Consider the following 13,737-nt stretch of genomic DNA (forward strand, 5'->3'; position numbering starts at 1 on the left):
GTCTTGCTGTTGTCGGGCGTGCCGCGCGCCACCATGAGACCCCAGCCTTTGCTGGGGTGACGGCAAAGGGCGTCAACCCCCGCGTTTGATCGTCTCTCTCGCGATGATCAGCTGCTGGATCTGGCTAGTCCCTTCGTAGATGCGGAACAGGCGCACGTCGCGGTACAGGCGTTCGATGCCGTAATCCGCGATGTACCCGGCGCCGCCGAAGATCTGCACCGCGCGGTCGGCGACGCGGCCGACCATTTCGCTGGCGAAATATTTGGCGGCGGCCGATTCCATCACCACGTCCTTGCCGGCGTCCTTGGCCGCGGCGGTTTCCAGCACCAGCGCGCGGGCGGCGAGGACCTCAGTCTTGGAATCGGCGATCATCGCCTGGATCAGCTGGTGTTCGGATATCGCTTTGCCGAACTGCTTGCGCTCGGTCGCATAGGCGACGCTGTCCGCGATCAGCCGTTCGGCGACGCCCACGCATACCGCCGAGATGTGCAGCCGGCCGCGATCGAGCACGCGCATCGCGATCTTGAAGCCTTCGCCTTCCGCGCCGAGCCGATTTGCGGCGGGCACCGCGACATCGTCGAAGATCACATCGGCGACCTTCGCGCCTTTCTGGCCCATTTTCTTTTCGGGCTCGCCGATCGACAGGCCGGGCAGGTCGCGCGGCACGAGGAAGGCGGAGACGCCCCGCCCGCCGGCTTCCTCGCCGGTGCGCGCCATGACGGTGAACAGGTCGGCCTTGTCGGCATTGGTGATGTAGCGCTTGGTGCCCGACAGGCGGTAAACGTCGCCGTCTTTGATCGCGCGGGTCTTCACCGCGCCCGAATCGCTGCCGACATCGGGTTCGGTCAGCGCGAAGCTGGTGATGATCTCGCCGCTGGCGATGCGCGGCAGCCAGGCGTTCTTTTGTTCGTCATTACCGGCCATCACCAGCCCCTGGCTGCCGATGCCGACATTGGTGCCGAAGCTGGAGCGGAACGCAGGCGTGGTGCGGCCGAGCTCGATCGCGACGCGCACTTCCTCCGCCATGGTCAGGCCGAGGCCGCCATATTCCTCCGCGATGGACAGGCCATACAAGCCCATCTCGCGCATCTCGCGCAGCACGTCGGCCGGGATCGCATCGGCCTCCTCGACCGCGCCCTCGAGCGGGCGGAGCCGCTCCGCGACGAAGCGCCGCACGGTGTCGATCAACGCGTCGAAGGTTTCGGGGTCGAGTGCCACGCCATGCTCCTGTTCGTCATGCCGGACTTGTTCCGGCATCCACTGGTCCGCAAAATCTCACCTCGAGATGGGTGCGGCTCGGTGGACCCCGGACCAAGTCCGGGGTGACGGTTGGTAGAGATGGCTCGCGCGTGCCGCAAGCGCTTCTGCAAACCCAAAATTCCAAAAGTGCGCGATTGACCGCACCGAACCCCATACTATGCTACCCAAAAATACCCTCCCAGGAGAATGTGATGCGTTTTACCGGCAAAATTGCCGTCGTTACCGGCGGCGCTTCGGGTATTGGTCGCGCGACCGCGCTGCGACTCGCCGAAGAGGGTGCCGAGGTGTGGATCGGCGATATCGACGAGGCCGGCGGGCAGGAAATTGCCGCGACATCGAACGGCAAGATCCATTTCCAGCGCACCGATGTGATGCAAGCCGGAGACATCGAGGCATTGATGCGCACGGCGGACGCGGCGGGCGGCCTCGATGTGGTGTTCAATAATGCCGGCGCGGGCGGATCGCGCGATCCGATCGACACGATCAGCCCGGAGGATTGGGACCGGACCCAGGCATTGCTGCTGCGTTCGGTCGCGCTCGGCATCCGTTATGCGGCACCATTGATGACCGCGCGCGGCGGCGGGGCGATCGTCAACACCGCGTCGATCGCGGCCTTGCAGACCGGCGCGGCGCCGACCGCCTATTCGGTCGCCAAGGCGGGCGTGCTGCACCTGACGACGATGGCCGCCGCCGATCTCGCGCGGTACAATATCCGGGTCAACGCGGTCTGCCCCGGCTTCATCATCACCAACATCTTCACCTCGGCGCTGGGCATCGACGGCGACAAACGCGCCCAGGCCAATGCCGCGATCGGCGCGATCGCAGGCAAGGCGCAGCCATTGCAGCGCGCCGGCCGGCCGGAGGATATCGCCGCGGCGGTCGCCTATCTCGCCAGCGACGATGCCGGGTTCGTCACCGGCACGCATATCACGGTCGATGGCGGCATGACGATCGGGCCACGGCATAGCTGGGACGCCAATGCGCCATCGATGTTCGCCGCGCTCGAGGCGTTTACGGCATGACCAGCGCGGTCACGCAATCGCCGGTCCACGGCACGGCACCCGAAGCGCGTCGGCTCGCCCCGCGCACCATGCTCAGCTATGGCTTCGGCGCGATCGCGTACGGCGTGAAGGACAATGGCTTCGGCACCTTCCTGCTGCTGTTCTACAATCAGGTGCTGGGATTGCCGGCGGCGACCGTCGGGCTGGTCATCATGACCGCGCTGGTCGCCGACGCGGTGGTCGACATTTCGATCGGCTTCTTCTCCGACCGCACGCGCAGCCGCTTCGGCCGGCGCCACCCCTGGATGTACGGCTCGGCGATCCCGATCGCGGTCGGCTGGCTGCTGATCTGGAATCCGCCCGCGCTGAGCGAGCCGATGACCCTTTTGTGGTTGTTCGTCAGCGCGATCCTCGTGCGCAGCGCGGTCTCCGCCTATGAGGTGCCGTCACAGGCGCTGACCTCCGAACTGACGTCGGACTATGACGAACGTACGCGGATCACCGCCTATCGTTATCTGTTCGGCTGGGCCGGCGGCCTCGGCATCCTACTCGCCGCCTATACCGTATTCCTGCCGACCGATGCCGCGCATCCCAAGGGATTACTCGAGCGCGCGGGCTATACGCAGATGGCTTGGGTCGCGGCGCTGGTGATGTTCGTGGCCATCCTGACCTCGGCGATCGGGACGCATCCGGAGATCAAGCGGCTGCCCAAATCGCCTGCCAACGGCACGCTGGGCGCGAGTTTCGGGGAGCTTGGCACGACGATCAAGAATCGCGGTTTCCTGGTGCTGATGGGCGCCGGCCTGATGGTCTATACCAATCAGGGGATCAGCTTCGCGCTGGCCAATTATCTCTACACCTATGTCTGGCAGTTCGAGAAACTGGCGTTCGTGTTCCTGATCTTCGCGCTGTTCGCCGGGGCAAGCATGGCGTTCGTCCTGGCGCCGCGGATCGGACGGCGTTTCGGCAAACCCAATGCGGCGATGGGCGCGGCACTCGGGGCCGTGTTCCTGCTCACCTTGCCGTATTGGCTGCGGCTGGCGGGCTGGTTCCCGACCCCGAACGATACGCGGATGGTGCCGCTGCTGCTGACCATCTTCGCTTTTAACACTGCGTGCAGCGTGTCGGCGATGATCCTCGGCGCGTCGATGATGGCCGATGTGGTCGAGGATTCGGAGGCCCGGACCGGGCGGCGGTCGGAAGGCGTGTTCTTTGCCGGCGGCTTCTTCATCCAGAAATGCACCAGCGGCTTCGGCATCGCGCTGGCCGGCATGATCCTCGCCATCGCGCGCTTCCCCGAAGCCGCCAAACCGGGCCAGGTGCCGATCGAGACGGTCGACCGGCTGACCATCGTGTTCATCCTGGTCTATATCGCGCTCGGTGTGATCGGCGCATTCCTCTACAGCCGCTTTCCCTTCGGACGGGTCGAACATAATGCGCGGCTTGCGGTGCTGGCGGCGGCGGAGCGGGAAGGGGCGACGCATACGCCGTGAGTGCCCCAATCTTGAGCGACTGCTATCGCCCCACACGCGGACATTACCGGCTGCCGATAGCAAGGTCTTTTATCGAGACGGCAAGCGGGCCTGATGGAGCTTGCCTTGGATCGAGGTGCTCGATCGAAAGTCCGTTATCATTGCCGCCACGCCAGACGGTGCGGCATCGTGAGCCTGAAAACCATTTGGAAACAATTGCCTTGGCGTCAGGAGTTACACAGATTTCGTTGCTCTCGATGATCCATCGGCCAGAAAACTCGATCGGACCCCGCGAATAGTAAGTACCGATCCATTTTCCATCCGAATAGAAGACTTCGCTGATGCCGGCGTCTGCCCAGCCTGGCGGAGAATAGCTGATCATCTTATCAGTCAGCGCTGTCCGAATTTCGGGCGAACTTAATGAGCGCGGTCGTTCTGCCGCACCGCAGGGGTTAGCTGTTCCACTGAGAAGCGTCGCCACTAGAATATGGGTTGTCATCAAGCGCGACATGTCGATGCCTTCGGTTAAGTATCAGAGCAGATTTAGGCTCCGCTGATTAATGACGGCTTTCCATCCAATTGCGGAAAGAGCCCGGCCAGTTGGTTCGCACATATGGGTTCCTGAGTGGGGGGTGCCGCCTACACGCTCCGCGCCCTATCGCACCACCGCCTGATAACGCAGGTCGAGGCTGACGGCGCGGTCCTCGTCGGCGGTGGCGCGGCGGGTGTCGCCGCGTTGGCGCAGCAGCACGCTGCGATTGTAATAACCGCGCGCGGACCCGCCGGCGTATTTCACCGCGCGGTCGAGATCGGCGATCGCGCGGTCGAGATCGCCGCTCCGCTGATAGGCGAGGCCGCGGTTGAGATAAGCGAATGACTGGCGCGGCGCGATCGCGATCGCCTGGTCGAAAGCGGTGATCGCGCCGTCGAGATCGCCCTGCCAGGCCTGGGACAGGCCGTCGGCAAGACGTGCCGCCGCGCGGCCCGCCGGCCCTTTGGCGCCGGGATCGACCAGCTTGCGGCATGCGGTCAGGCTGCGGCTCGGGTCGTTCACCGTGCACGCGTTCCAGTCGCCGCGCCCGATCGATCGCGCTGGTGCCGCTCTGCGCATGCCGGTCACGACGATCTCATTCGCGCCGCTTTCTGCGGCGATATCCGCTGGCGGTGGCGGTGGCGGTGGCGCCGGCGCCACCCCGCCCGGTGGCGATGCGAAACGGCTTTCGGCAAGTCGCGGCTTGGCGCTGCCCTCCGCGCGATAGGCCAGTTCCGACCGGCTTGTCTGTGCCGCTGGCGGCGTCGCATCGTCGCGCGCCGCTTTCATGGCAGGCGCGGCGACAGGCGGCGCACTCGCCACGGCATCGGCATTGCTTTCGGCCAGCGGGTCGGGCGTCCGGACAGCAGGAATTTCTGCCAGCGTCGGCGGGGCGACGGGCTTGGGCGCGACGGGTGGAGGCGGCGCGATCATGGTCGAGGGGCCGGCGATCGACCCGGCCGATTTCGGCGCGGGCGCGTCGACGGCGGCGGGCCGCGGCACGCTCATCGGGCCATAAGGATCGTTGAGCGAGACCATCGCGACTGGCACGCCGATCAGCGCGATCAATGCGACGGACACCAACGCGCCAAGTTGCGGGCGGCCCAGTCGAGTCCACCAGGGGGGCTCCGACGCGCCGCCGGATCGAGTGGGGCCGGATCGAGTGGGGCCGGCCCGGGGGACGGGGCGTTCATCGACCCCATCGAAACGCCGCATTGCCGCATCGATCGCCGTCTGACGCCGGGCCGGGTTCGGCGGCGGCGGTTCGGGCAGTGCCCCATCCGGGAGCGGCCCGGCATTATCGTCGTCGATCGCCATTTCAGCCTTCTCCACCGGCCCGCGCGACGGTCGAGCGATCTCCGCAGGGCGGCAGCGATCCGGCGCGGCAGGGGGACAAGAAAGGCATCGGCCAACCTTATAGCGGCAATTGCGCCGGGGTCGAAATCATCATCGCAACGGCCCCTTTCACGGGTCTGTCCTCCCATAGCCGCCGTTGCCATGCTGCGGGCAACGGCGGCCACTCGGACTCAGCGCCGGAGTCTCACCGCTCCAGCTGCGCCAGCGACCCCGCGCCCTTGGCGGCGCGGACCATCTGGACGAAGCCCGAGCGATATCCGAAGCTGTCCTGCCCACGCGACGCCAGCGCGATCCTCAGCACATCGTCATACCCCATCGCGCCGCTGTAACGGCCACCACGCAGCAGGTCGGCGAACACCGCGACACTGGTCGCGAAGCGCGCATCCTGCGGCGCATCCTCGAAGCGGCGCACTTCCCTGCTGCGGTCGATCGGCGTCGAGATCAGCCGGCTGGTGTCCGATTTGGGCAGCTTGTAGCGGATCTTCACAAAGCCGAGCTCGCCGCCCAGCGTTCCACCGGGTACGCGCCGCGATATGGCGATGGGCGACGGCGTGTCGTAACGCAGGTCGCCGATCGCGCGCGGGCCGCCGACCGGCACGACCTCATACAATGCGGTGACCGTCTGGCCCGACCCGACATCGCCCGCATCGACCTTGTCATTGTCGAAATCCTCGCGGTTGAGCATGCGCGTCTCGTACCCGATCAGGCGATATTCGGCGACCGTCGCCGGGTTGAACTCGACCTGGATCTTCACGTCCTTGGCGATCGGGAACAGGGTCGAACTCGCTTCGTCGACCAAAGTCTTCCGTGCTTCGGTGATCGTGTCGATATAGGCGGCGGCGCCATTGCCGTTCTGCGCCAGCGCCTGCATCAGCGCGTCGTTGTAATTGCCCATGCCGAAGCCGAGCACCGACAGGAACACGCCCTTGCCGCGTTCGCGCTCGACATAGGCTTTCAGCTCGTCCTGGTTGGTGATGCCGATGTTGAAATCGCCATCGGTCGCCAGGATGACGCGGTTGACGCCGCGCGGGTCGAGATTCTGTTCGGCGAGATTATAGGCCTGGCGGATGCCTTCGCCGCCGGCGGTGCCGCCGCCCGCGCCAAGACCGTCGATCACCGCCAGGATTTTGCTTTTCTGGCTCGCCGCGGTTGGTTCGAGCGCGGTGCCGGCGGTCCCGGCATAGGTGACGATCGCGACGCGGTCGTCGCCGTCGAGCTGGTCGAGCAGCATGGCCAGCGACTGTTTGACCAAAGGCAGTTTGTTGGGCTCGTTCATCGACCCCGAGGTATCGATCAGGAAGACCAGATTGGCGCGCGGGCGCGTCGCGCGCTGCACCGCATAGCCCTTGATGCCGATCCGCACGAGCTTGCGCCCGACCGACCAGGGGCTGGGGAATACCGCGACATTGGTGTTGAACGGTTCCGCCGCGCTGCGCGGCGCGGCGTAATCATAGGGGAAATAATTGACCAGCTCCTCGGTCCGCACCGCCGCCGGCTGGGGCAGGGTGTTGCGGTTGAGCGAAGCGCGGACAAAGGCATAGGACGCGGTGTCGACATCGATCGAAAAGGTCGAGACGGGCTCGCCGCGCACCAGCTTGAACGGGTTTTGCGACGTGGCGGTGAATTTGTCGCGGCCGACATCGTGATAGGGCGGCGGCATATAGCTGCGCATCTCGTTCATCGGGGCATAGACGCGCGATGTCATCATCCTCGGCGACGCGACCGATGAGGGCGGCGGCGGGGGCGGCGAGATGGCGGCATATTGCGCCATGTCCTCGGCGCTCTCCGCCTGTGTGGTGGGTGCGCCATCCCGGCGCGTGCCGGTCACGACGATTTCCTCCGCCTTACCGGCGTTGGCGGCGTCGGACGGCGATGCCGGGGTGTCGTCGACGCCCGAGCGAGTACAGGACACGACGAGCATGACGGCCAGCCCGGTGGCGATCGCATGGTGCAGGCGGGGCATGGAAATTCTCCCTGAAGGCTGCGGGCACAATCGTCCGCATATTACTGGGACGCGCCTTCGCGGGAGATCCTTGGGTGCGGTCGCAAATTTATTTTTTGCGGCTGGAGCACGGCTTGCGACAAATACGGGAGAAAGCCGGGCTGGAAACGTTACCCCTCGCCCTGTGCGGTGAGCATCCGCCGCACCTCGTGCATGCGCCAGGAGATGGTCGCTTCGGCCACGCCCAGTATCTCGGCCGCCTCGCCGTGCGAGAGTTGCTGGCCGGCGACGAGCACCGCCGTATCGCGATAAACGGGTTTGAGTTTGGCGATTGCGCTTTTCACCCACACCGCATCGTACAGGTCGCGGCCGTCGGGTGCGCGCGCCAGCCCGGCGAGCACCGCCAGCTTTTCGGTAAAACCGCCGAACGAACGGCGGCGACGGCGCAGGTCGCGGCAGGCGTTGAATATGATGCCGCACAGCCAGGTGGTGAATTTTGCCTCCCCGCGGAAAGTCGCGATCTTCTCGACCAGGGTGCAGCACACGTCCTGCGCGATATCGTCGGCGTCGCTGCGCGACCCGGTCAGCTGCCAGGCCAGGCCGTGGATGCGATTATAATGACGCTGCAGCAGCGTGCCGAACGCGTCGCGGTCACCGGCGATGGCGGCGGCGACCAGGTCGTTATCGAGCAGGCCCGCGCTATCCGCCATGCGTCAGCAAGGGCCGCGATACGCTGCGCGATCGGAAAGCGCCGTCACGATCGCGCGACCATGCATCATCATTGACCAGCCCGACCCTATCCCTCCGACAGACCATCTAGTGCATCATTCGCACGCGCGACACCATCACCGCTGCGCGTTGGCCTAGTCGGCCAGATTTCCCTCTCCCCTTGTGGGAGAGGGAGGGAGGAGCGAAGTGACGGAAGGGTGAGGGGGAGTTGGGTGCGTAACGCTAGCGTCCCCCTCACCCTTCCCATCGCTTTGCGATGGGCCCCTTCCCTCTCCCACAAGGGGAGAGGGAGAAGAATCCACGCAGCATTCCCGATCGAATAGCCTGCGCCCGGTTCGTGTCGGGCGCCCGCACGCTTGTTATCGGGTCTCGATCGCGGCATCGTGCCGGCATGCGCGATGGAGACAAGGAAGTCGCGGCGCTCGCCGCTTTGGCGGAGGTCGTCGCCGGCATGACGGTCGGGCTGGGCACGGGATCGACCGCCGCGTTCTTCATCGCGCATCTGGGAGAGCGGGTCCGTGCGGGCCTGTCGATCGGCGGCGCCGTGGCGACCTCGCTCGCCACGGAACAGGCGGCGCGGGCCGCCGGCATTCCGGTCGTCGCGTTCGAGGACATTGCCACGGTCGATCTCACCGTTGATGGCGCCGATGAATTCGACCATCGCCTGTTCGCGATCAAGGGCGCAGGCGGAGCGATGCTGCGCGAGAAGATCGTTGCGGCGGCGTCGCGGCGGATGATCGTGATCACCGATGGATTGAAGCAAAGCGCGGCGATCGGGCGAGCGCCGGTACCGGTCGAAATCCTGCCCTTTGCGCGCGAATTCGTGCTGGCCGAACTGCGCGCGCTGGGCGCCGGGCCGGTGCTGCGCATGGCCGATGGCGTCCATTATCGCAGCGACCAGGGCAATCTGATCGTCGATTGCGCCTTCGCCCCGCTGGCCGATCCGGTGGCGACCGCAGCGGCCCTGTCGGCGATTCCCGGAATTCTCGGCCATGGGTTGTTCCTGACCGAAGTGGATACGATCTATAGTGCTGATGGCGGTGTGGTGACTCGTCTCGACCGTTGAACCTGCCAAATCGGCGTGATCGGACGATCGCAGTGCAACCACGATGCCTGCGTCGCGTTGGGCCGGCTATAAAGGAACGAGCATGAGCGACAGCGAAGTCAGCGAGCGGCCGGGCAGCGATGGCCTCCATGAGGATGGATCGATCGAGCGGCTGACGATCGACACGATCCGCACGCTGTCGATGGACGCGGTGCAAAAGGCCAATTCCGGGCATCCCGGCACGCCGATGGCACTCGCGCCGGTCGGTTATACGCTGTGGTCGCAATTCCTGCGCACCGATCCGGCGGTGCCCGACTGGCCCAATCGCGACCGGTTCATACTGTCGGTCGGCCATGCGTCGATGCTGCTGTATTCACTGCTCCATCTCGCCGGGGTCGAGGAGATCGACGCGCACGGCAAACCGACCGGCAAGCCCGCGATCAGCCTGAACGATATCGAGAATTTCCGGCAGCTCGATTCGAAGACGCCGGGCCATCCCGAATATCGCATGACCACCGGGGTCGAGACGACCACCGGGCCATTGGGTCAGGGTTGCGGCAATTCGGTCGGCATGGCGATCGCCGAGCGGCATCTTGCGGCGCATTTCAACCGTGATGGCTTCGACCTGTTCGATCACGACATCTATGCGCTGTGCGGCGATGGCGACATGATGGAGGGCGTGTCGGGCGAGGCGGCGTCGCTCGCCGGGCATCTGAAACTCTCCAACCTGTGCTGGATCTACGACAGCAACACGATCAGCATCGAGGGGCATACCGACCTCGCCTTTATCGAGGATACCGGCAAGCGTTTCGAAGGCTATGGCTGGAATGTGCTGCATGTCGACGACGCCAACGACACGGCGTCGATCGGCGCCGCGCTCGACACGTTTCGCGCGACCGATGACAGACCGACCTTCATCATCGTCCATTCGATCATCGGCTGGGGCTCCCCGCGCGCCAACAGCGAAAAAGCGCATGGCGAGCCGCTTGGCGAGGATAATGTCCGCGCGACCAAGAAAGCCTATGGCTGGCCCGAGGACGCGCAGTTCCTCGTACCCGATGGCGTGGCCGAGCATTTCCACGGTGCGATCGCCGCGCGCGGCAAACCGTTGCGCGAAGCATGGGAAGCCTTGTTCGCAAAATATCGCGCGGCGCATGGCGATCTTGCGACCGAGCTCGACCTCGCACGCGAGGGCAAGCTGCCCGATGGCTGGGATGCGGATGTGCCGGTGTTCCCGGCCGACGCCAAGGGGATCGCGTCGCGGGAGGCCAATGGCAAGGCGCTGAACGCGATCGCGCAGCGCGTGCCGTTGCTGATGGGCGGTGCCGCCGATCTGTCACCCTCGACCAAGACCAATTTGACTTTCGACGGCGCGGGATCGTTCGAGGCGGGCGATTATGCCGGGCGCAACATGCATTTCGGCGTGCGTGAACACGCCATGGGGTCGATCGCCAACGGCATGGCGCTGTCCTATCTGCGGTCATACACCGGCACGTTCTTGGTCTTTGCCGATTATATGCGTGCGCCGATCCGGCTCGCCGCGATCATGGAATTGCCCGTCGTGTTCGTCTTCACCCACGATTCGATCGGCGTCGGCGAAGACGGGCCGACGCATCAGCCGATCGAACATCTTGCGACGCTGCGCGCGATTCCGGGGCTCGACACGATCCGCCCCGGCGACGCCAATGAGGCGGCGGAAGCGTGGAAGGTCGCGCTGACTCACACGCACGAGCCGAGCGTGCTGGTCTTTTCGCGCCAGGCGATCCCGACGCTCGACCGCACCAGATATGCACCGGCATCGGGGCTGGCCAAGGGCGCCTATGTGCTGGCCGATGCCGAGGGCGGCGATCCCGAGATCATCCTGATCGGCACGGGCAGCGAAGTGCCGATGGTCGTCGCCGCGCACGAAAAACTGGTCGACGCGGGGGTCAGGTCACGCGTCGTATCGATGCCAAGCTGGTACCTGTTCGAAAAGCAGGACAAGGCCTATCGCGATTCGGTGTTTCCGCGCAGCGTCACCGCACGGCTCGCGGTGGAGCAGGCGGGCGAGCTTGGCTGGGACCGTTATGTCGGGCTCGACGGGCGCACGATCACAATGTCGACGTTCGGCGCGTCCGCGCCGATCGCCAAATTGCAGGATAAATTCGGGTTCACCGTCGATAATGTCGTCAAGGTGGCCCGCGAGATGCTGGAGACGAAGTAATGGGACATTTGAACGACCTCGAAGCGCAGGGTCAGGCCGTCTGGCTTGATTTCGTCGATCGCAAATTCCTCGCCGAGGGCGGCTTGCAAAAGCTGGTCGATGAGGACGGGCTGACTGGTGTCACGTCCAATCCATCGATCTTCGAAAAGGCGATGGGGCATGGCGACGCCTATGACGCGGCGCTCGCCGACTATGATGCGGCCAGCCCCGATGCCTCGACCATGGCGCGGTACGAACATCTCGCGATCCAGGATATCCAGAATGCGGCTGACACGCTGCGTCCGGTTTATGACCGGCTCGACGCGAAGGATGGTTATGTCAGCCTGGAAGTGTCGCCCTATCTCGCCAACGATACCGACGCGACGATCGCCGAGGCGGCCAGGCTGTGGGGCGAGGTCGACCGGCCCAATCTGATGATCAAGATCCCCGGCACGCCGGCCGGCGTGCCCGCGATCGCCGCGACGATCGACGCCGGGATCAACGTCAATGTGACGCTGCTGTTCTCGATCGAGGCATATAAAGCGGTCGCACTGGCGTTCGTCGCGGGGCTGGAGAAGCGCGCCGAACGGGGTGAGCCGATCGACCGGATCGCCAGCGTGGCAAGCTTCTTCGTCAGCCGGATCGACACCAAGATCGACGACGCGATCGATGCCGGCAGCGGCGGCGAAGCGGGCAAGGCGGTGCGCGGCAAGGTCGCGATCGCCAATGCCAAGCTCGCTTATGCCTGGTATCAGGACTTCATCGCCTCCGACCGTTGGCAGGCGCTCGCCGCCAGGGGCGCGATGCCGCAGCGGCTGCTGTGGGCATCGACCGGCACCAAGAACCCCGATTATCCCGATACCCTGTATCTCGATACGTTGATCGGCCGTGACACGGTCAACACCGTCCCGCCCAAGACGATGGATGCGTTCCGCGACCATGGCATGGTGGCCCCGACCTTGGGTGCCGATGTCGATGGCGCGCGCACTGTGCTGGCGGAGACCGAGCGGCTCGGGCTCGACTTGGACGGCGTGACCGCGACGTTGGTCGAAGAGGGTGTGCACAGCTTTGCCAAGGCGTTCGACGATCTGCTCGGCGCGATTGCCGCCAAGCATCCGGCCAAGGCAAACGCCTGACTTTCTTTTCGTTTTGCTTCCCCGGCTTTCGCCGCGGAAAGTCTGAAAGAATCCACGATCCTTTTCGAAAGGTATAGGCACCCATGAAGATCGGTATCATCGGCCTTGGCCGGATGGGCGGCAATATCGCGCGCCGGCTGATGCGGGCAGGGCATGAGACGGTGGTGTTCGACCGCGACGCCAAGGCAATCGAGGTGCTGGTCAAGGACGGCGCCGTCGCCGCCGACTCGCTTGAGGACATGAAGGGCAAGCTCGACAGCCCGGCGATCTTCTGGGTGATGCTGCCGGCGGGCGATCCGACCGAACAGACCATCGCGACGATCGGCGGCTTTTGCGGCGACGGCGATATCGTCATCGATGGCGGCAATAGTTTCTACAAGGACGATATCCGGCGCGCGAAGGAGCTTGCCGAAAAGAACACGCGTTATGTCGATGTCGGCACCTCGGGCGGGGTGTGGGGCCTGGAGCGCGGATATTGCATGATGGTTGGCGGCAACAAGGAAGCGGTCGACCATATAGACCCGATCCTGGCCGCGCTCGCGCCGGGCATCGGCACGATCCCGCGCACGCCCAACCGCATGGAAAATGAGGGCGAGGATCCGCGCGCGGAGCACGGTTACATCCATGCCGGGCCGGCGGGCGCGGGGCATTTCGTCAAGATGGTCCATAACGGCATCGAATACGGACTGATGCAGGCCTATGCCGAAGGCTTCGACATCCTGAAGGGCAAGTCATCGGACAAGTTGCCCGAGGATCAGCGCTTCGACCTGAACCTGACCGACATCGCCGAAGTCTGGCGGCGCGGAAGCGTGATTTCCTCCTGGCTGCTCGACCTGTCGGCGGCGGCGCTGGCCGAGGACCAGAAGCTGGAGAAATTCTCCGGCAACGTCGCGGATTCGGGCGAGGGGCATTGGACGATCGAAGCGGCAATGGAGGAGGCTGTGCCGGTCAACGTGCTCTCCGCCGCCCTGTTCGCGCGTTATCGCAGCCGGGTCGAGCATACGTTCGGTGACAAATTGCTCTCGGCGATGCGCTTCGGCTTCGGCGGTCATGTCGAGATTCCGCAATGAATTCAGGGCCGG

General features: G+C 65.1%; 11 protein-coding genes. 6 read left to right on the forward strand and 5 right to left on the reverse strand.

Annotated elements, in window-relative coordinates; translation table 11 throughout:
* Positions 1 to 72 precede the first annotated feature (72 nt).
* Complete coding sequence (locus tag ACVWZA_RS12550; protein ID WP_457311658.1) at positions 73 to 1,218, reverse strand: acyl-CoA dehydrogenase family protein; 1,146 nt, start codon at positions 1,216 to 1,218, stop codon at positions 73 to 75.
* Between the two features lie 233 nt (positions 1,219 to 1,451).
* Here ACVWZA_RS12550 and ACVWZA_RS12555 point away from each other — a divergent pair, with 233 nt between their 5' ends.
* Positions 1,452 to 2,282, forward strand: a complete 831-nt coding sequence (locus ACVWZA_RS12555) for an SDR family NAD(P)-dependent oxidoreductase (RefSeq protein WP_457311561.1) — start codon at positions 1,452 to 1,454, stop codon at positions 2,280 to 2,282.
* The gene (locus tag ACVWZA_RS12560) at positions 2,279 to 3,754 is read left to right on the forward strand and encodes an MFS transporter (protein ID WP_457311562.1); all 1,476 of its coding nucleotides are present in this window, start codon (positions 2,279 to 2,281) and stop codon (positions 3,752 to 3,754) included. The genes ACVWZA_RS12555 and ACVWZA_RS12560 overlap by 4 nt, the downstream gene beginning before the upstream one ends.
* Before the next feature lie 43 nt (positions 3,755 to 3,797).
* Here ACVWZA_RS12560 and ACVWZA_RS12565 read toward each other — a convergent pair whose 3' ends face one another.
* The 4 genes from ACVWZA_RS12565 to ACVWZA_RS12580 all read right to left on the reverse strand — a co-directional run bounded on the left by ACVWZA_RS12565 (position 3,798) and on the right by ACVWZA_RS12580 (position 8,273).
* Positions 3,798 to 4,244, reverse strand: coding sequence for a hypothetical protein (locus tag ACVWZA_RS12565; protein ID WP_457311563.1), 447 nt, complete (start codon positions 4,242 to 4,244; stop codon positions 3,798 to 3,800).
* A 144-nt stretch (positions 4,245 to 4,388) separates the two neighbouring features.
* Positions 4,389 to 5,582, reverse strand: a complete 1,194-nt coding sequence (locus tag ACVWZA_RS12570) for a tetratricopeptide repeat protein (protein ID WP_457311564.1) — start codon at positions 5,580 to 5,582, stop codon at positions 4,389 to 4,391.
* A gap of 223 nt (positions 5,583 to 5,805) precedes the next feature.
* Positions 5,806 to 7,584, reverse strand: a complete 1,779-nt coding sequence (locus ACVWZA_RS12575) for a vWA domain-containing protein (RefSeq protein ID WP_457311565.1) — start codon at positions 7,582 to 7,584, stop codon at positions 5,806 to 5,808.
* Positions 7,585 to 7,733: 149 nt separating this feature from the next.
* Positions 7,734 to 8,273, reverse strand: coding sequence for an RNA polymerase sigma factor (locus tag ACVWZA_RS12580; RefSeq protein WP_457311566.1), 540 nt, complete (start codon positions 8,271 to 8,273; stop codon positions 7,734 to 7,736).
* 410 nt (positions 8,274 to 8,683) lie between these two features.
* Here ACVWZA_RS12580 and rpiA point away from each other — a divergent pair, with 410 nt between their 5' ends.
* The 4 genes from rpiA to gnd all read left to right on the forward strand — a co-directional run bounded on the left by rpiA (position 8,684) and on the right by gnd (position 13,725).
* Positions 8,684 to 9,358 carry a ribose-5-phosphate isomerase RpiA gene (rpiA, locus tag ACVWZA_RS12585; RefSeq protein ID WP_457311567.1) on the forward strand — a complete coding sequence of 225 codons (675 nt, stop codon included), beginning with the start codon at positions 8,684 to 8,686 and terminating at the stop codon, positions 9,356 to 9,358.
* A gap of 82 nt (positions 9,359 to 9,440) precedes the next feature.
* Entirely contained in the window at positions 9,441 to 11,540 is a 2,100-nt protein-coding gene (gene tkt / locus ACVWZA_RS12590; protein WP_457311568.1) for a transketolase, read from the forward strand.
* Positions 11,540 to 12,655, forward strand: a complete 1,116-nt coding sequence (gene tal, locus ACVWZA_RS12595; protein ID WP_457311569.1) for a transaldolase — start codon at positions 11,540 to 11,542, stop codon at positions 12,653 to 12,655. Before tkt ends, tal begins: the two co-directional genes overlap by 1 nt.
* Positions 12,656 to 12,738: 83 nt before the next feature.
* Positions 12,739 to 13,725, forward strand: a complete 987-nt coding sequence (gene gnd / locus ACVWZA_RS12600) for a phosphogluconate dehydrogenase (NAD(+)-dependent, decarboxylating) (protein WP_457311570.1) — start codon at positions 12,739 to 12,741, stop codon at positions 13,723 to 13,725.
* Positions 13,726 to 13,737 lie beyond the last annotated feature (12 nt).

The sequence above is a fragment of the Sphingomonas sp. UYAg733 genome (assembly GCF_054057355.1).

What these genes read in the sequence shown, in the direction of transcription:
- ACVWZA_RS12555 (WP_457311561.1), top strand. Translation starts at nt 1,452, where the DNA reads ATGCGTTTTACCGGCAAAATTGCCGTCGTTACCGGCGGCGCTTCGGGT.
- gnd (WP_457311570.1), top strand. Translation starts at nt 12,739, where the DNA reads ATGAAGATCGGTATCATCGGCCTTGGCCGGATGGGCGGCAATATCGCG.
- tal (WP_457311569.1), top strand. Translation starts at nt 11,540, where the DNA reads ATGGGACATTTGAACGACCTCGAAGCGCAGGGTCAGGCCGTCTGGCTT.
- ACVWZA_RS12575 (WP_457311565.1), bottom strand. Translation starts at nt 7,584, where the DNA reads ATGCCCCGCCTGCACCATGCGATCGCCACCGGGCTGGCCGTCATGCTC.
- ACVWZA_RS12580 (WP_457311566.1), bottom strand. Translation starts at nt 8,273, where the DNA reads ATGGCGGATAGCGCGGGCCTGCTCGATAACGACCTGGTCGCCGCCGCC.
- ACVWZA_RS12560 (WP_457311562.1), top strand. Translation starts at nt 2,279, where the DNA reads ATGACCAGCGCGGTCACGCAATCGCCGGTCCACGGCACGGCACCCGAA.
- rpiA (WP_457311567.1), top strand. Translation starts at nt 8,684, where the DNA reads ATGCGCGATGGAGACAAGGAAGTCGCGGCGCTCGCCGCTTTGGCGGAG.
- tkt (WP_457311568.1), top strand. Translation starts at nt 9,441, where the DNA reads ATGAGCGACAGCGAAGTCAGCGAGCGGCCGGGCAGCGATGGCCTCCAT.
- ACVWZA_RS12570 (WP_457311564.1), bottom strand. Translation starts at nt 5,582, where the DNA reads ATGGCGATCGACGACGATAATGCCGGGCCGCTCCCGGATGGGGCACTG.
- ACVWZA_RS12565 (WP_457311563.1), bottom strand. Translation starts at nt 4,244, where the DNA reads ATGTCGCGCTTGATGACAACCCATATTCTAGTGGCGACGCTTCTCAGT.